The organism is Streptomyces litchfieldiae, assembly GCF_031845365.1.
GTDB lineage: Bacteria > Actinomycetota > Actinomycetes > Streptomycetales > Streptomycetaceae > Streptomyces > Streptomyces litchfieldiae.
The window spans coordinates 1-19,996 of the sequence record NZ_JAVREL010000041.1 but is presented as its reverse complement, the minus strand read 5'-3'; the positions used below and the strand labels follow the sequence as shown (position 1 = coordinate 19,996).

General features: G+C 74.6%; 3 protein-coding genes. All 3 read left to right on the top strand.

Going from position 1 to position 19,996, the window contains the following annotated elements; all coding sequences use genetic code 11:
• The coding region (locus RM590_RS35000; protein ID WP_311708856.1) for an SDR family NAD(P)-dependent oxidoreductase at nt 1-2,429 on the top strand (2,429 nt) is incomplete at its 5' end.
• A gap of 43 nt (nt 2,430-2,472) precedes the next feature.
• Entirely contained in the window at nt 2,473-18,699 is a 16,227-nt protein-coding gene (locus tag RM590_RS34995) for a type I polyketide synthase (protein ID WP_394814039.1), read from the top strand.
• A 48-nt stretch (nt 18,700-18,747) separates the two neighbouring features.
• Nucleotides 18,748-19,996, top strand: a 1,249-nt coding sequence (locus RM590_RS34990) for a type I polyketide synthase (RefSeq protein ID WP_311708854.1), incomplete at its 3' end; no start/stop codon positions are given.

Below are 19,996 nucleotides of genomic sequence, written 5' to 3'. Positions count from 1 at the left end.
CCGTCCTCACCCTCGGCATCTCCGAAACCATCGAGGACCACGCCCCCACCACAGACACCCGCGTCACCGGCACCCTCCGCCGCGACGAAGGCACCTGGCACCGCGTCCTCACCTCCCTCGCCACCGCAGCCGCCCCCACCGACTGGTCCCGCTTCTTCGCCGCCACGGCCCCGCTGGACCTGCCGACCTACCCGTTCCAGCACCAGCGCTTCTGGCTGGAGCAGAAGGCCGCCGAGGCGACCGCCGGCCGGCAGACCGCGGCGAACCCGGCCGAGACGGAGTTCTGGGAAGCGGTCGAACGGGAGGACCTGGCGGCCGTCGCCGGAACGCTCGACCTCGACGGCGACGCGGCGGACCTGCCGACCGTGCTGTCCGCGCTGTCCTCCTGGCGCCGGCGGCAGCTCGACCGGGCGGTGCTGGACAGCTGGCGCTACACGATCAGTTGGGCACCGCTGACCGACGCCACCCCCACCGCGTTCCCCGGCGGCACCTGGCTGGCCGTCCTGCCCGCCGCGCTGGGCGACGACCCGGCCGTGCGCGGCTGCCTGGACGCGCTGCGGCAGCGCCGGGCCACGGTGATCCCGGTCGCGCTGGAGCCCGGCGACCGCGACCGCGCGGCGCTGGGCGACCGGCTGAAGGCGGCCCTCGCCGAGGGCGCCGAGATCAGCGGCGTGCTGTCGCTGGCCGGCCTCGCCGACACCGACCCCGCGTCCGCGCACGAGCCGGTGACGGCGGGCCTGGCCATGACGACCGCGCTCGTTCAGGCCCTGGGCGACACCGGGGTCAGCGCCCCGCTGTGGTGCGTCACTCAAGGCGCCGTCTCCACCGGGCTCTCCGACCCCATCCGCCACCCGCTCCAGGCGCAGATCTGGGGCTTCGGCCGCGTCGTCGCGCTGGAGCACCCGGAGCGCTGGGGCGGACTCATCGACCTGCCGGAGCAGTTGGACGCCCGCGGCGCCGAGCAGTTCACCCGCCTGCTCGCCGGCGGCAGCGGCGAGGACCAGATCGCGCTGCGCCAGTCCGCGGCGTTCGGCCGGCGGCTGTCGCGCGCGCCGCTCGGCGGCTCCCCGGTGCCGGAGTGGCGGCCGCGCGGCACGGTGCTGGTCACCGGTGGCGCCGGCGCGGTGGGCACGCATGTGACGCGGTGGCTGGCCCGGGCCGGGGCGCCGCACCTGCTGCTCGTCGGCCGGCGCGGCAAGGACACGCCGGGGATCGCCGAGCTGGAGGCCGAGTTGACGGCCCTGGGCTCCAAGGTCACCATCGCGGCCGTCGATGTGGCGGACCGGGACGCGCTGCGCGGGCTGCTCGACTCGATCCCCGCGGAGTTCCCGCTGAGCGCGGTGGTGCACGGCGCCGGCGTGCTGGCGGACGGCATCATCGAGCAGGTCACCACGGAGGACCTGGAGCGGGTGCTGCGGCCCAAGGTGGCGGCGGCCGCCGCGCTGCACGAGCTGACGGCCGGTCTGGACCTGGACGCCTTCGTGCTGTTCTCGTCGGTCGTCGGCGTGCTGGGCAACGGCGGCCAGAGCGGTTACGCCGCGTCCAACGCCTACCTCGACGCGCTGGCCGCCCAGCGCCGCGCGGCCGGGCTGCCGGCCACCGCGGTGGCCTGGGGTTCCTGGGGCGGCGGCGGCATGGTCAACGCCACGGCCGAGGAGCGGCTGCGGCGGCAGGGCGTGCCCACGATGGACCCGGACACGGCGGTGTCGGCGCTGGCCGCCGCGGTGGACCGGCAGGAGACGTTCGTCACCGTCGTGGACGTGGACTGGCCGACGTTCGCGCCCTCGTTCACCGCGGCCCGGCCCAGCGCGCTGCTCGGCGACCTCGCCGAGGTGCGGCAACTGGCCACGGCGGGCGGCGGCGCCGCGGCCGGCGCGCCCGCGGAGGACGCCGGCGGGCTGACCGCCCGGCTGCGCGGCCTGCCGGCCCGCGAGGCCGAGGAGGCGCTGCTGGAGGTGATCCGGACGAACGCCGCCGCGGTGCTGGGGCTGCGCAGTCCGGACGCCATCAACGCGGGCCGCGACTTCAAGGCCGCCGGCTTCGACTCGCTGACCGCCGTGGAACTGCGCAACCGGCTGCGGAACGCGACCGGACTCCAACTGCCGACCACGCTGCTGTTCGACTACCCGACGCCCGTGGTGCTTTCCCAGTACATGCTCGACGAGATATTTCCCGACCGCGCGGCGAACGGCGATTCCACCGCGCCGGACGACGCCGACGAGTCGGACGTGCGAAAGGCCCTGATGTCTCTTTCCACCGCCAGGCTCAAGGAGGCGGGATTGCTGGACTCATTGCTGAGTCTGGCCGCCGAACCGCAGGACGGCGGGGGCCAGAGCCCCGAGGCCGCGGCGGACGACGACACCTCCTCGCTGGACACGATGGATCTCGATGACCTCGTGCGTATGGCGCTGAAGAACGATCTTTCCTGAACGAGATGCGGAGGCCATGATGACCGGTTCCAATGACACAGTTGTGGAAGCGCTTCGGGCATCTCTCAAGGAAGCCGAGCGCCTGCGCCAGCTCAACGCCCAGCTCACCGCCGCCTCGCGCGAGCCCATCGCGATCATCGGCATGAGCTGCCGCTATCCCGGTGGCGTGCGGTCGCCGGAGGATTTGTGGGAGCTGGTGATCGGCGGGCGGGACGCGATTTCCGAATTCCCGCCGGAACGCGGCTGGGAATTGGACGAGTTCTATGCACCCGAGCCGGGTACGCAGGGCAAGTCCTATGTACGCGAAGGCGGTTTCGTGCATGACGCAGACGCCTTCGACCCCGGTTTCTTCGGCATCAGTCCGCGGGAGGCCAAGGCGATCGACCCGCAGCAGCGGTTGCTGTTGCAGGCGTCGTGGGAGGTTTTCGAACGGGCGGGCATCGACCCGGAATCGCTGCGCCGCTCGCGGACCGGCGTTTTCGTGGGCATGAGCCACCAGGACTACGGCGCGATGATGCATGACGCGCCGCAGGAGGTGGAGGGTTATCTGCTCACCGGCAAGTCGGGCAGCGTGGCCTCCGGCCGGATTTCCTACACCTGGGGCCTGGAGGGGCCTGCCGTCACCATCGACACGGCCTGCTCCTCCTCGCTGGTCGCGCTGCACATGGCGGCGCAGTCGCTGCGCAACGGCGAGTCGACGCTGGCCCTGGCCGGCGGCGTGACGGTGAACACGACGCCGGGTGTCTTCATCGAGTTCAGCCGACAGCGGGGCCTGGCGCCGAACGCGCGCATCAAGGCGTTCGCGGGCGCGGCCGACGGCACGGCCTGGGGTGAGGGCGCCGGTCTGCTGCTGCTGGAGCGGCTGTCGGACGCGCGGAAGAACGGGCACGAGGTGCTCGCCGTGCTGCGCGGCTCGGCCGTGAACCAGGACGGCGCGTCCAACGGCCTGACCGCCCCCAACGGCCCCTCCCAGCAGCGCGTCATCCGGCAGGCGCTGGCCAACGCGCAGCTCGCCCCGGACCAGGTCGACGCGATGGAGGCCCACGGCACGGGCACCACTCTGGGTGACCCGATCGAGGCGCAGGCGCTGCTCGCCACCTATGGCAAGGGGCGCGACGAGAGCCGGCCGCTGTGGCTGGGCTCGATCAAGTCGAACATCGGGCACCCGCAGTGCGCGGCGGGCGTGGCCGGTGTGATCAAGATGGTCATGGCCATGCGGCACGGGGTGCTGCCGAAGACGCTGCACGTGGACGAGCCCACGCCCCATGTGAACTGGTCGGCCGGGGCAGTCGAGCTGCTGACCGAGGCCCGGCCCTGGCCCAGGGCGGACCACCCGAGGCGCGCGGGCGTCTCGGCGTTCGGCGTGAGCGGCACCAACGCGCACGCGATCATCGAGGAGGCGCCGCCGGTCGAGGCCGCCGAGCCGGCCGAGCGCGTGGTGCCCCCGGCGGGCAGCGTGGTGCCGTGGGTGCTGTCGGCCCGGAGCCGGGAGGCGCTGGTCGGTCAGGCGCGGCGGCTGGCCGAGCGGATCGCGGCGGACGACGCGCCGGACCCGGTGGACGTGGGCTTCTCGCTGGCGACGACCCGGGCGCAGCTCGAGTACCGGGCGGTCGTGGTGGCCGGGACCGGGGACCGCGAGGGGTTTGTGGCCGGTCTGGCCGCGCTGGCCGAGGGCCGGAACGCGGCCGAACTGGTCGCGCGTGCCGAGGAGTCGGCCGAGGCGTTCGCGGGGAAGACGGCGTTTCTGCTGGCCGGTCAGGGCAGTCAGCGCGCGGGGATGGGCCGGGAGCTGTACCAGACGCACCCGGTGTTCACCCAGGCCCTCGACGAGGCCGCCGCGGCGCTGGACATCCACCTCGAACACCCCATCAAGAGCCTGATGTTCGCCGAGCCCGACTCGGACGAGGCGGCGCTGCTCAACCAGACCCAGTACACCCAGCCCGCCCTCTTCGCCATCGAGGTCGCGCTGTACCGGCTCCTCACCCACCACGGCGTGACCCCGGACTACCTCATCGGGCACTCCATCGGGGAGCTGACCGCCGCGCACCTCGCCGGCGTGCTCTCCCTGGAGGACGCGGCGACCCTGGTCACCGCCCGGGCCCGGCTCATGCAGGCCGCCACCCCCGGCGGCGCCATGATCGCCATCCAGGCCCCGGAAGCCGACGTCGCCGCCGCAATCGAGGGGCTGGCCGACAAGCTCAGCATCGCCGCCGTCAACTCCCCCACCTCCACCGTCATCGCCGGCGACACCGAGGCGGCGGAGGAGATCGCGGCGCGCTTCAAGGACGCCGGGCACCGCACCCGGAAGCTGACGGTCTCCCACGCCTTCCACTCCCCGCACATGGACCCGGTCCTGGAGGAGTTCCGCGCGGTCGCCGCCACCCTCACCTACCACCCCGCCACCATCCCCGTTGTCTCCAACGTCACCGGCGCACTCGCCACCGACGACCAGCTCACCAGCCCCGACTACTGGACCGACCACATCCGCGGCGCCGTCCGCTACCACCACGGCATCACCACCCTCGACGACCTGGGCACCAGCGTCTATCTGGAGCTGGGCCCGCAGGAGACCCTGACGGCGCTGACGCGCGAGTGCCTGGGCGAGGCGTCGTTCGCCGCCGTGCCCACGCTGCGCCGGGGCCGCCCGGAGCCGCTGGCGCTGACGGCCGCGCTCGGCCAGTTGCACGTCCACGGCGTCTCCCCGGACTGGCGGCGGGTGTTCGCGGGTCTGGGCGGGCGCCGCGTGGACCTCCCCACGTACGCGTTCGACGAGCAGCGGTTCTGGTACCGGGTGCCGGCCGGCGCCGCCGATGTCGGCGGGCTCGGTCTGGCCAGCGCGGATCACCCGCTGCTCGGCGCCGCGGTCTCGCTGGCCGACGGCGCCGGGCTGGTGTTCACGGGCCTGCTGCGGCAGCGCTCCCAGGGCTGGCTCGGCGACCACCTGGTGCTGGACACCACTGTCGTGCCGAACTCGGTCTTCGTGGACCTGGCGGTCCGGGCCGGCGACCAGGTGGGCTGCGACCGCGTCGACGACCTGACGGTCGAGGCGCCGCTGGTGCTTCCGGAGCGCGGCGCGCAGATCCAGGTCACGGTCTCCGCGCCGGACGAGACGGGTCGGCGCGCCGTCACCGTGCACTCGCGGCCGGAGCCCGGGGACGCCGGGGACCCGGCCGGGGACGTGCTGTGGGTGCGGCACGCCACGGGCACGCTGGCCGCCGATTCCGCCGGTTCTCCGGTGGCCGGGCTGGGCGAGGCGTGGCCGCCCGCGGGTGCGAGCCCACTCGACGTGGACGCCCGTTACGAGCGGCTGGCCGCCGCGGGCTTCGCCCATGGTCCGGCCTTCACGGGGCTGGGCGCGGCCTGGCGGCAGGGCGACACCGTCTACGCGGACGTCCGGCTGCCGGACGACGTGGAGACGGCCGGCTTCACCCTCCACCCCGCGCTGCTCGACGCGGTGCTGCACGCGGCCCCCGACGCGGACGCCGCCGAGCCGCGCGTGGCGGTGTCGTGGGCCGGCGTGCGGCTGCACGCCACCGACGCCCGCGCGGTGCGGGCGCGGCTGCGGCCGTCGGGCCCCGACGCGGTCGAGGTGACGCTCTTCGACGCGAACGGCGCGCCGGTCGCCTCGCTGGACTCGGTCGGCTTCGGCCCGCTGACGCTTCACCCGGCGGCGGGGGCCGGTGGCCACCACGAGGCGCTGTACCAGCCGGTGTGGACCGAACTGCCCGCCTCCGCCGGGGTGCCCGGCCGCTGGGCGGTGCTCGGCGGTGACTCGGTCGGCCTCACCGTGCCGGGGGACGCGGCGCGTTACGCCGATCTCGCCGCGCTGGGCGCGGCCCTCGCCGACGGCGAGCCGCTGCCCGAGGCGGTGTTCGTGGACTGCGCGCCGGAGCCCGGCGCGACCCCGGCGGCCGTGCGCGCCACCCTCGGGCGCGCGCTCGGCCTGGTGCGGGAGTGGCTGGAGACGGACGCGTTCGACGGCTCGCGCCTGGTGTTCGTCACGCACGGCGCGGTCGCCGCCCGGCCCACCGACCGGCCGGACCTGAGCACCGCCCCGGTGTGGGGCCTGGTGCGCACGGCGCAGTCGGAGCAGCCGGGCCGGCTGGTCCTGGTGGACCTGCCGGGCGCGGACGCGACGGACGCGGCCGACCCCGCGGCGGTCACCCCGCTGCTGGCCGCCGCGCTGGCCGGCGACGAGCCGCAACTCGCCCTGCGCGGCGAGGGCCTGTACGCGTTCCGGCTGGCGCGGGTGCCGGTCGGGCCGGAGGCGGAGAGCGCCGACGGCAGCCCGCGGCCGTTCGCCCCGCACGGCTCGGTCCTGGTGACCGGCGCCTCCGGCACCATCGGCACGCTGGTCGCCCGCCACCTGGTGGCCGAGCACGGCGTGCGGCACCTGGTCCTGGCCTCCCGCCGCGGGTCCGCCGCGCCGGGCGCGGCCGAACTCGTCGACGAACTCACCGCGCGCGGCGCCGAGGTCACTGTGGCGGCCTGCGACACCGCCGACCGCGACGCGCTGGCCGCGCTGCTGGAGTCGATCCCCGCCGACCACCCGCTGACGGCCGTCGTGCACACGGCGGGCGTGACGGACGACGGCGTCGTCACCGCCCTCACCCCGGAGCGGGTGGACAGTGTGCTGCGGCCCAAGGTGGACGCCGCCTGGCACCTGCACGAGCTCACCCGGGAGACGGACCTCGCGGAGTTCGTCCTCTTCTCCTCCATCGCCGGCGCGGTGGGCAACCCCGGCCAGGCCAACTACGCGGCGGCCAACGTCTTCCTGGACGCCCTGGCCACGCACCGGCGGGCGCTCGGGCTGCCCGCCACCTCGCTGGACTGGGGCCTGTGGTCGGAGACCAGCACCCTGACGGCGAACCTGGACAGCAGCGACCTCGCGCGCATCAGCCGCACCGGCATCGCCGCGTTCTCCGCCGCGGAGGGCCTGGCCCTGTTCGACACGGCGCTGACCATCGACGAACCGGTGCTGGTGCCAAGCCGCCTGGACATGCCCTCGATCCGCTCGCAGGCCGCCGCGGGCACGCTGCCCGCGCTGCTGCGCGGCCTGGTCCGCGTGCCCGCGCGCCGCGCCGCGGCCGCCGCGGCCGGTGCGGCGGCGCCCACGTCGTCGCTGGCGCAGCGTTTGGGCGCGCTGTCGGAGGCCGAGCAGGAACGCGAGCTGCTGGACCTGGTCCGCGAGCAGGCCGCCGTGGTACTCGGGCACAGCAACGCCAACTCCATCGAGGCCAACCGGGCGTTCCTGGAGATCGGCTTCAACTCGCTCAGCGCCATCGAGCTGCGCAACAACCTGACGGGCGCCACCGGGCTGCGGCTGCCCAGCACGCTGCTCTTCAACGCGCCCACCCCGACCTCCCTGGCCCGCTATCTGCGCACCGAGCTGCTGGGCGCGCCGGGCACGGCCACGCCGGACGCGCCGGTGGCGGTCGCCGCGGGCGCGGCCGACGAGCCGATCGCCATCGTCGGCATCGGCTGCCGCTTCCCCGGCGGGGTGGAATCCCCGGAGGATCTGTGGGAGCTGCTGGCCGCCGGTTCGGACGCGATCAGCACGCTGCCGACCGACCGCGGCTGGGACGTGGACGGGCTGTACGACCCGGACCCGGACCAGCCCGGCAAGACGTATGTGCTGCATGGCTCGTTCCTGGAGGGCGCCGGCGGGTTCGACGCCGAGTTCTTCGGGATCAGCCCGCGCGAGGCGACCACGATGGACCCGCAGCAGCGGATCCTGCTGGAGAGCGCGTGGGAGGCCATCGAGCGGGCCGGCATCAACCCGGCGTCGCTGCACGGCAGTCGGACCGGTGTGTTCGTCGGCGCCACCTCGCAGGAGTACGGTCCGCGGCTCGCCCAGGCCCCGGCGGGGCTGGAGGGCCACGTCCTGACCGGCAGCACGCTGAGCGTGGCCTCGGGCCGCATCGCCTACACCCTGGGTCTTGAGGGCCCGGCGGTCACCGTCGACACGGCCTGCTCCTCCTCGCTGGTGGCCTTGCACATGGCGGCGCAGGCGCTGCGTTCCGGTGAGTGCTCGCTGGCGCTGGCCGGCGGTGTGAGCGTGATGGCCACGCCGGGTCCGTTCATCGAGTTCAGCCGGCAGCGCGGGCTGTCCAAGGACGGCCGCATCAAGGCGTTCGCCGAGGCGGCGGACGGCACGGCCTGGGGCGAGGGCGTCGGCCTGCTGCTGGTGGAGAAGCTGTCGGACGCGCGCCGCAACGGGCACCCGGTGCTGGCGCTGGTGCGCGGCTCCGCGATCAACCAGGACGGCGCGTCCAACGGCCTGACCGCCCCCAACGGCCCCTCCCAGGAGCGTGTTGTGCGGCAGGCGCTGGCCAGCGCCGGGGTCGCGGCGGCCGACATCGACGCGGTGGAGGCGCACGGCACCGGCACCACCCTGGGTGACCCGATCGAGGCCGAGGCGCTGCTCGCCACCTATGGGCGGGAACGGCCCGACGACCGGCCGCTGTGGCTGGGCTCGGTCAAGTCGAACATCGGGCACACCCAGCACGCCGCGGGCGTGGCCGGTGTCATCAAGATGGTCATGGCGATGCGGCACGGCGTGCTGCCCAAGACCCTGCACGTGGACGAGCCGTCCTCGCACGTGGACTGGACGGCCGGCGCGGTGGAGCTGCTGACGAAGCAGATCCCGTGGCCCGAGACGGGCCGCCCGCGCCAGGCCGCGGTGTCCGCGTTCGGCATCAGCGGCACCAACGTGCACACCATCCTGGCCCAGGCGCCCGAGGACGACCCGGCCGAGGCGGAACGGGACGCCGCGGACGACGCCCCGGCCACCCCGGCCGTGGTGACGGACGGGACGCTGCCGTGGCTGCTGTCGGGCAAGTCGGCCGAGGCGCTGCGGGCGCAGGCCCGCCGTCTGCTGGACCACCTGGCGCAGCGGCCGGAGGCCACGCCCGCCGAGGTCGGCCACTCGCTGGCCGCCGCGCGGGCCACGTTCGACCACCGGGCGGTGGTCATCGGGCGCGAGCGCGCCGAGTTCGAGGCGGCGCTGGAGGCACTGGCCACCGGCGGCGAGGCGCCGAACGCGGTGGTCGGGGCGGCGAGTTCGCAGTCGGGCAAGACGGTGTTCGTCTTCCCCGGCCAGGGCTCACAGTGGGTGCGGATGGGCGTGGAGCTGTACCAGTCCTCGCCGGTCTTCGCCGAGCAACTGACCGCCTGCGCCGAGGCGTTGGAGCCGTTCACCGGCTGGAACCTCATCGACGTGCTGACGGAGGCGGAGGGCGCGCCCGGCTTCGACCGGGTGGACGTGGTCCAGCCGGCGCTCTTCGCCATGATGGTGTCGCTGGCCCGCCTGTGGCAGTCGCTCGGCGTCCGGCCGGACGCCGTGATCGGCCACTCCCAGGGCGAGATCGCCGCCGCCCACATCGCGGGGGCGCTCAGTCTGGAGGACGCCGCGCGGGTGGTCACCCTCCGCGCGCAGTCCCTGTCCGTCATCACCGGGCGCGGCGGCATGATGTCGCTGCCGCTGTCCCGCGAGGCCACCGCCGAACTGATCGCGCGCTGGGACGGCCGCATCGCGGTGGCCGCCGCCAACGGCCCCGCCAGCACGGTGATCGCGGGCGATGTCGAGGCGCTGGACGAGCTGTTCGCGCACTGCGAGAGCGAGAACATCCGGGCGCGGAAGATCCCCGTCGACTACGCCTCGCACGGCCCGCACGTCGAGGCCATCCACGACCAGTTGCTTCAGGTGCTGGCGCCCGTCCGGCCCACCACCCCCGGCATCGCGTTCTACTCCACGGTCGCCGGCCACGGCGACGGCCCGCTGGACGCCGAGTACTGGTACCAGAACCTCCGCAGCACCGTGGAGTTCGAAGCCACCACCCGCCGCCTCCTGGACGACGGCCACACCCTCTTCATCGAGGTCAGCGCCCACCCGGTGCTGACCTATGGCCTCCAGGAGACCGTCGACGACCACGCCCCCGCCGCCGACGCCAAGGTCACCGGCACGCTGCGCCGCGACGAGGGCGGCTGGGACCGGGTCCTGACCTCGCTGGCCACCGCCGCGACGCACGCCGCGCCGGACTGGTCGCGGTTCTTCGTCCCGGCCACCCCGCTGGACCTGCCGACCTACCCGTTCCAGCACCAGCACTTCTGGCTGGAGACGACCGGCGGCGCCGGCGACCCGGCCGACCTGGGCCTCGCGGACGCGGGCCACCCGCTGCTGGGCGCCGCGGTGACCGTCGCCGGCGACGACTCGCTGGTCCTCACCGGTCGGCTGTCGCTGCGCACCCACCCCTGGCTGGCCGACCACGCGGTGCACGACGCCGTGCTGCTGCCGGGCACCGGCTTCGTCGAACTCGCCCTCCAGGCGGGCGAGCACGCGGGCTGCGGCACGCTGGAGGAGCTGACGCTGGAGGCGCCGCTGGTGCTCGCCGAGTCCGGCGTGACGCAGCTCCAGGTGCACCTGGGCGCCCCCGACGCCGAGGGACGGCGCCCCGTCGTCATCCACTCCCGCGCGGAGGGCGAGGACACCGGCGCCGAACGGCCCTGGACGCGGCACGCCACCGGCACGCTGACGGCCGATGACACCGGCGAAACCGCGGCGGCCACCGGCGAGTTGGCCACCTGGCCGCCGGCCGGCGCCACCGTCCTGGACACCGAGGGCATCTACGACCGGCTCGCCGACCGCGGCTACCACTACGGGCCCACCTTCCAGGGCCTGCGCGCGGCCTGGCAGCGCGGGGAGGAGCTGTTCGTCGAGGTCGCCCTCGGCCGGGACGGCGAGGACGCCGAGGGCTTCGGCATCCACCCGGCGCTGCTGGACTCCGCCCTGCACCTGACGGGCACCGGCGGCCCGGCCGGCGAATCCGGCCAGGTGCGGCTGCCGTTCGCCTGGTCCGGGGTCCGGCTGCACGCCGTGGGGGCGCGTTCCCTGCGGGTGCGCATCACCCCGGCCGGCGCGGACGCGGTGTCGCTGACGATGGCCGACGGCACCGGCCAGCCGGTCGTCTCGGTCGAGTCGCTCGCCTCGCGCCCGATCACCCCCGAGCAGCTCTCCGCCGCCGGGGGCACCACGCCCGACGCGATGTTCCACGTCGCGTGGACGCCGCTCGCGGCCGGTGAGCCGGCCACCGGCGGCACCTGGGCCGTGGTCGGCGACGACGGACTCGGCCTGGACATACCGCGGTTCGGCGACCTGGCCGCCCTCGGCGAGGTGCCCGAGGTGGTCCTGACCGCCGCGGCCCCGGCCGCCGACGGCGACGAGCAGACCGCCGCCGTGCGGTCCGCCACCGTCCGGATGCTCGGCCTGGTGCAGGAGTGGCTGGCCGACGAGCGGTTCGCCGACTCCCGGCTCGTGGTCGTCTCCCGGCGGGCCGTGGCCACCCGGGACGACGAGAACGTGGCGCGGCTGACCGACGCCGCCGTCTGGGGCCTGATCCGCTCCGCGCAGACCGAGAACCCGGGCCGGATCACCATCGTCGACCTCGACGGGGACGAGGCCGAACTGTCCGTGCTCGCCGCGGCCGTCGCCACCGGCGAGCCCCAACTGGCCGTCCGCGCGGGCGAACTGTTCGTGCCGCGCATCGCCCGCCGCGCGCCGTCGGCGGCCGACGCCCCGGCCGGGGCGGGCCTGGAGCCGGGCGGCACCGTTCTCATCACCGGCGGCACCGGCACCCTGGGCACGCTCCTCGCCCGGCACTTCGCCACCGCGCACGGCATCGGCCATCTGCTGCTGACCAGCCGCCGCGGCCCCGAGGCGCCCGGCGCGGCGGAGCTGGAGGCCGAACTCACCGAGCTCGGCGTCAAGGTCACCATCGCCGCCTGCGACACCTCCGACCGGGAGGCCTTGGCCGGCCTGCTGGCCGGGATCCCCGGAGAGCACCCGCTCACGGCGGTCGTGCACACCGCGGGCATCCTCGACGACGGCACCATCGCCTCGCTCGACGCGGACCGGCTCGGCCGCGTGCTGCGGCCGAAGGTGGACACGGCCTGGCACCTGCACGAGCTGACCCGGGACCACGAGCTGGCCGAGTTCGTGCTGTTCTCCTCCGCCGCCGGCACCTTCGGCAGCGCGGGGCAGGGCAACTACGCCGCCGCCAACACCTTCCTGGACGGCCTCGCCTCGCACCGCCGCGCCCAGGGGCTGCCCGCCACCTCCCTCGCCTGGGGCCTGTGGGCCGACGCGAGCGGCATGACCGGGCACCTGGACGACGCCGATGTGACGCGGATGAGCAGGGTCGGCATCCGGCCGATTTCCGCCGAGGAGGGCATCGCCCTGTTCGACGCGGCCCGCGCGCTGAACGAGGCCCAGTTGGTCCCGGCCCGCATCGACCCGGCGCTGCTGCGCCCGCACGCCGAGGCCGGCACGCTGCCGACGGTGCTGCGTGGCCTGGTCCGCACGCCCGCGCGGCGGGCCGCGACCGCGGCCGCCGCCGGCGGCGGCTCGTCGCTGGCGGAGGGGCTGGCGCGGCTGGGCGAGGCGGAGGCCGCGCAGGCCGTCGTCGAACTGGTCCGCACCCAGGTCGCGCTCGTCCTGGGCCACGCCACCTCCGACACGGTCAACGCCGAACGCGCCTTCAAGGACCTGGGCTTCGACTCCCTGACGGCGGTGGAGCTGCGCAACCGGCTGAACGCGGCCACCGGGCTGCGGCTGCCGGCCACGCTGATCTTCGACTACCCCACCCCGCTGGTGCTCGCCGAGCACCTGCGAACCGAGCTGATCGGCGCGCCCGCCATGGCCGCGGCCGAGACACCGGCGGCGCTGCCCGCGCTCGCCGGCGACGACGACCCGATCGTCATCGTCTCGATCGGCTGCCGCTACCCCGGCGGGGTGCGCTCCGCCGAGGACCTGTGGAACCTGGTCGCCGGCGAGGTCAACGTGCTGGGCGAGTTCCCCGACGGGCGCGGCTGGGACGTGGCGGGCATCTACGACCCGGAGCCCGGCAAGCCCGGCAAGACGTACTCGCGGCAGGGCGCGTTCCTGTACGACGCCGATGAGTTCGACCCGGCGTTCTTCGGGATCAGCCCGCGCGAGGCCGTCGCCATGGACCCGCAGCAGCGACTGCTGCTGGAGACCGCCTGGGATACGCTGGAGCGCGCCGGGATCGACCCCGACGGGCTGCGCGGCAGCCGCACCGGTGTCTTCACCGGTGTGATGTACGGCGACTACGGCTCCAGCCTGCGGGCCGTGCCCGGCGCCGTGCCGGAGGACGTGGCCGGCTACATCGGCAACGGCACGGCGGGCAGCGTGGCCACCGGCCGCGTGTCCTACACCTTCGGCTTCGAGGGGCCGGCCGTCACCGTCGACACCGCCTGCTCCTCCTCCCTGGTCGCCCTGCACCTCGGCGCCCAGGCGCTGCGCAACGGCGAGTGCGAACTCGCCCTCGCGGGCGGCGTGACCGTGCTGGCCACGCCGGACGTGTTCACCGAGTTCAGCAGGCAGCGCGGGCTGTCGCCCGACGGCCGGTGCAAGTCGTTCGCCGCGGCGGCCGACGGCACCGGCTGGGGCGAGGGCGTCGGCCTGGTCCTGCTGGAGAAGCTGTCCGACGCGCGGAAGAACGGGCACCCGGTGCTCGCGGTCGTGCGCGGTTCGGCGATCAACCAGGACGGCGCGTCCAACGGCCTGACCGCCCCCAACGGCCCCTCCCAGCAGCGGGTGATCCGCCAGGCCCTGGCCAACGCCCGCCTGACCACCGGCGACATCGACGCGGTGGAGGCGCACGGCACGGGCACCACCCTGGGTGACCCGATCGAGGCGCAGGCGCTGCTCGCCACCTACGGCAGGGACCGGGACGAGGACCGGCCGGTGTGGCTGGGCTCGCTGAAGTCCAACATCGGCCACACCCAGGCCGCCGCCGGCATCGGCGGCGTCATCAAGATGGTCATGGCGATGCGCAACGGCGTGCTGCCCAAGACGCTGCACGTGGACGAGCCCTCGCCGCACATCGACTGGACCGCCGGCGCCGTCGAGCTGCTGACCGAGGCCCGGTCCTGGCCGGAGACGGACCACCCGCGCCGCGCGGGCGTGTCGTCCTTCGGCGTGAGCGGCACCAACGCCCACCTCATCCTCGAACAGGCCCCGGCCGTCGAGGAGCCGGAGCCGTCCGACGACGCCGCCCCGGCCCGCGCCCCCGAGGTCGTGCCGTGGGTGCTGTCTGCCAAGTCCGCGGAGGCGTTGCGCGCCCAGGCCGCGTCGCTGAGCGAGCACCTGGCCGCCCACCCGGAGGCGACGCCGGTGGATGTGGCGTGGTCGCTGGCGACCACCCGGGCCGGGTTCGAGCACCGGGCGGCCGTCGTGGCCGGGGACGCCGAGGCGTTCCGGGCCGGGCTGGCCGCGCTGGCCGCCGGCCGGGCCGCCGACGGCCTGATCACGGCGGATGTGGCGGCCGTGGGCAGGACGGCGTTCCTGTTCTCGGGTCAGGGCAGTCAGCGCGCGGGGATGGGCCGGGAGCTGTACGAGACGCACCCGGTGTTCACCCAGGCCCTCGACGAGGCCGCCGCGGCGCTGGACGTCCACCTCGAACACCCCATCAAGAGCCTGATGTTCGCCGAGCCCGACTCGGACGAGGCGGCGCTGCTCAACCAGACCCAGTACACCCAGCCCGCCCTCTTCGCCATCGAGGTCGCCCTCCACCGGCTCCTCACCCACCACGGCATCACCCCGGACTATCTGATCGGGCACTCCATCGGTGAGCTGACCGCCGCGCACCTCGCCGGCGTGCTCTCCCTGGAGGACGCGGCGACCCTGGTCACCGCCCGGGCCCGGCTCATGCAGGCCGCCACCCCCGGCGGCGCCATGATCGCCATCCAGGCCCCCGAGGCCGACGTCGCCGCCGCAATCGAGGGGCTGGCCGACAAGCTCAGCATCGCCGCCGTCAACTCCCCCACCTCCACCGTCATCGCCGGCGACAGCAAGGCCGCCACGCGGATCGCCAACCGGTTCAAGAAGGCCGGGCACCGCGTCAAGCAGCTCACGGTGTCCCACGCGTTCCACTCCCCGCACATGGACCCGGTCCTGGAGGAGTTCCGCGCGGTCGCCGCCTCGCTCACCTACTCCCCCGCCACCATCCCCGTCGTCTCCAACGTCACCGGCGCGCTCGCCACCGACGACCAGCTCACCAGCCCCGACTACTGGACCGACCACATCCGCGGCGCCGTCCGCTACCACCACGGCATCACCACGCTCCACCAGCTCGGCGCCACCACCTATCTGGAGCTCGGCCCCGACGCCACCCTCACCACCCTGACCGAGGAGACGCTCGGCGGCGCCGAGGCGCTGGTGCTGCCCGCGCTGCACCGCAAGCAGCCGGAGGCGCTGACGCTCACCACCGCGCTGGCCACGCTCCGGGTGCACGGCGCCCCGGTGGACATCGCCGGGCTGCTCGGCGGGGCGCGGCCCAGCCGGGTGGAGCTGCCGACGTACCCGTTCCAGCGGCAGCGGTTCTGGCTGGAGGGCGCGCCCGCGCCGGCCAACGCCGATGGGCTGGGCCTGCGTTCGGCCGGTCACCCGCTGCTGGGCGCCGCGGTCTCGCTGGCCGACGGCAGCGGGCTGGTGTTCACCGGCCGGATCGGGCTGCGGACGCACCCCTGGCTGGCCGAGCACACGGTGCTGGGCACCGCGTGGCTGCCGGGCACGGTGTTCGTGGACCTCGCGCTGGCCGCCGGCGCCCAGGCGGGGGCCGGCCGGCTGAACGACTTCACCATCAACGCCCCGCTGGTCCTCCCCGAACAGGGCACCGTGCAGGTGCAGGTGACGCTCGGCGAGCCCGACGAGTCCGGCGTCCGGCCGGTGAGCGTCCATTCCCGCCCGGACGACGCCGAGGACGGCGTGCTGGACGGGCAGCCCTGGACGCGGCACGCGGCGGGCACGCTCGCCCCGGCGGCGCGGTTCGAGGCGCCGGCCGGCGCTGCCGAACTGGCCGGCACCTGGCCGCCGCCCGGCGCGGTCGCCCTGGAGGTGGCGGGCCTGTACGAGCGGCACGCGGCCACCGGTTCCGACTACGGCCCGACGTTCCAGGGGCTGCGCGCCGCCTGGCAGCTCGGGGACGTCGTCTACGCCGAGGTCGGCCTGCCGCAGGACACCGACACGTCGGGCTACACCATCCACCCGGCCCTGCTGGACGCCGCGCTGCACCCGCTGGGCGTGGCCGTCTACTCGCAGGACCCGGACCGGATCCCGCTGCCGTTCTCCTGGGACGGCGTCTCGCTGCTGGCGTCCGGCGCCACGGCGCTGCGGGTGCGGATGGCGCCGCCGGAGCGCGAAGCCGCCCCGGAGACCACGGAGATGAACGTCACGCTCGCCGACGCGGCCGGCTCCCCGGTGGCCGTCATCGAAACGCTGACGATGCGCACGACGACGCGCGAGCAATTGGTCAGCCAGCACGGCGCGCGGCACTCGGCGCTGTTCCGGGTCGACTGGGCCGCCCCCGGGGTCCCGGTCGCCGCGCCCGAACCCGGCGCCGACTGGGTGGTGCTGGGCGCCGACGACCCGCTGGGGCTGGGCGACGCGCTCACCCGCTTCCCCGAACTGGCCGCGCTGGCCGACTCGTTGCCCGCCGACGGCCCCGCGCCGGAGGTCGTGGTGGCGCCGGTCGTCACGGCCGGCGGCGACGGCGGCCCGGTGGCCGCCGCCCACGACGTCACCACCGGCGTCCTGGAGCTGACCCAGTCCTGGCTGGCCGACCGGCGGTTCGCCGACGCGCGGCTGCTGGTGATCACCCGGGGCGCGGTGGCCGCGGAGTCCGGCGAGGACATCGCCGACCTGGCCGCGGCGCCGGTGTGGGGCCTGGTGGGCTCCGCGCAGTCGGAGAACCCGGGCCGGTTCGTGCTGCTGGACGTGGCCGACGGCGATGTCTCGCCCGAGACGATCGCCGCGGCGCTGGCCACCGGCGAGCCGCAACTCGCCAGCCGCAACGGCGCGCTGGGCGTGCCCCGGCTGGCCAAGACAACCGCGCCGGCCGAGGAGACCCCGGCGGCGGCGTTCACGGCGGACGGCACGGTGCTGGTCACCGGCGCCACCGGCGCGCTGGGCGGCCTGGTCGCCCGGCACCTGGTCGCCGAGCACGGGGTGCGGCACCTGCTGCTGACCTCGCGACGCGGCGCCGAGGCGCCCGGCGCGGCCGAACTGGAGGCCGCACTGGTCGAGTTGGGCGCGGAGGTCACCCTGGCGGCCTGCGACACCGCCGACCGGGACGCGCTCGCCGCGCTGCTGGCGGCGGTGCCCGCCGACCGTCCGCTGACGGCGGTCGTGCACACGGCCGGCGTGGTGGCGGACGGCGTGCTGACCTCGCTCACCGGCGACCAGGTGGCCCGGGTGCTGCGGCCCAAGGTGGACGCGGCCTGGCATCTGCACGAGCTGACGCGGGAGCTGGACCTGACCGCGTTCGTCCTCTTCTCCTCCATCGCCGGCGTCACCGGCAGCGCGGGACAGGGCAACTACGCGGCGGCCAACGTCTTCCTGGACGCCCTCGCCGCGCACCGGGCCGCCCAGGGGCTGCCCGCCGTCTCGCTCGCCTGGGGCCTGTGGGCCGAGAGCGGCGGGATGACGGGCGACCTGAGCGAGGGCGACCTCGCCAGGATGCGCCGCACCGGAGTCCGGCCGCTGTCGAACGAGGCGGGCCTCGCCCTCTTCGACGCGGCGCTCGGCGCCGGGGAACCGCTGCTCGTCACGGCCGCGCTGGACGCCTCCGGGCTGCGCGACCCGGAGCAGGTGGCCCCGGTGCTGCGCGGGCTCGTGCGCACCCCGGCCTGGCGGACGGCCACCAACGACGCGGTGCGGTCCGGCCCCTCGTTCGCCGAGGAGCTGGCCAAGCTGTCCGACGCCGAACGGGAGCGCGCGCTGCTGGACCTGGTGCGCGGTCAGGTGGCCAAGGTGCTGGGGCACGCCAGCGCGGCGGCCGTGCCGGCGGACCGGGGATTCCTGGACATGGGTCTCGATTCCCTCACCGCGGTCGATCTGCGGAACCGGCTCAACGGCGAGACCGGCCTCAAGCTGCCGACCACGGTCATCTTCGACTTCCCGAGCCCGATGGAACTCGCGGGCCATCTGGAAGCCGAGTTGAGTGCCGCTCACTCCGGAAATGATTGGCCAATGCTGAGCGAGCTGGATAAGATCGAAAGCGCGCTTTCGGCGATTTCTTCGGACCGTAACGCACGAGCGACACTCGCCACACGGCTGCAAGACATCCTGACGAAGTTGGGCGCCGCCCAGGACGCGCAGGATGGCACGGACTCTTCGACCGTGGACCGCATAGAGTCCGCCTCCGACGACGACATCTTCGACTTCATCGACAACGAACTCGACGTCTCGTAGTGGGGTGCCCGAAATTGATTCCAGCAAGTTCGATGGGGTGACGTAGGCATGGCGAACGCGAATGAGGAGAAGCTCCGCAACTATCTCAAGCGGGTGACGGCGGATCTGCACCAGACCCGTCAGCGCCTGCGCGAGTCGGAGGCCGCGGATCGGGAGCCGATCGCCATCATCGGCATGAGCTGCCGCTTCCCGGGCGGTGTGACCAGCCCCGATGCGCTGTGGCAGCTCGTGACCGAGGGCACCGACGCCATCTCGTCGTTCCCCACCGACCGTGGCTGGGACGTGGACGGAATCTACGATCCCGAGCCGGATCAGCCCGGCAAGTCCTATGTCCGGGAAGGTGGATTCATCGCCGACGCGGCGGAATTCGACCCCGATTTCTTCGGGATCAGCCCGCGTGAGGCGCTGTCCATGGATCCTCAGCAGCGGCTGCTGCTGGAGACCGCGTGGGAGGCATTCGAGCGGGCCGGGATCAACCCGGTCGGATTGCGCGGCAGCAGCACCGGCATATTCGCGGGCGTCATGTATCACGACTATGCCGATTCCGCCGCCTCGGGCAGTGTGGTGACCGGCCGAGTCGCCTATACGCTGGGCCTGGAGGGGCCCGCCGTTTCGGTGGACACGGCCTGTTCCTCCTCCCTGGTCGCCATGCATTTCGCGAGTCAGGCGCTGCGCCGGGGGGAATGCTCCCTGGCGCTCGCCGGCGGCGTTACCGTCATGGCCACCCCGGACACCTTTATCGAATTCAGCCGGCAGCGCGGACTGGCGAAGAACGGCCGCTGCAAGCCCTTCGCGGCGGCGGCCGACGGCACGGCGTGGGGGGAGGGCGCGGGCCTGCTGCTGCTGGAACGGCTGTCCGACGCCCGGAAGAACAACCACCCCGTGCTCGCCGTCATCCGCGGTTCGGCCACCAACCAGGACGGCGCGAGCAGCCAGTTGACGGCGCCCAACGGGCCGGCTCAGCAGCGCGTGATCCGGCAGGCGCTGGCCAGCGCGCGGATCCCCGGCAGCGAGGTCGACGCCGTCGAGGCGCACGGCACCGGCACCACCCTCGGTGACCCGATCGAGGCGCAGGCGCTGCTCGCCACCTACGGCAAGGACCACCCGGCCGAACAGCCGCTGTGGCTCGGGTCGTTGAAGTCCAACATCGGGCACACCCAGGCCGCCGCCGGTGTCGGTGGCGTCATCAAGATGGTCATGGCGATGCGCAACGGCGTGCTGCCCAAGACCCTGCACGTGGACGAGCCCACGCCCCATGTGGACTGGTCGGCGGGGGCCGTTGAGCTGCTGACCGAGG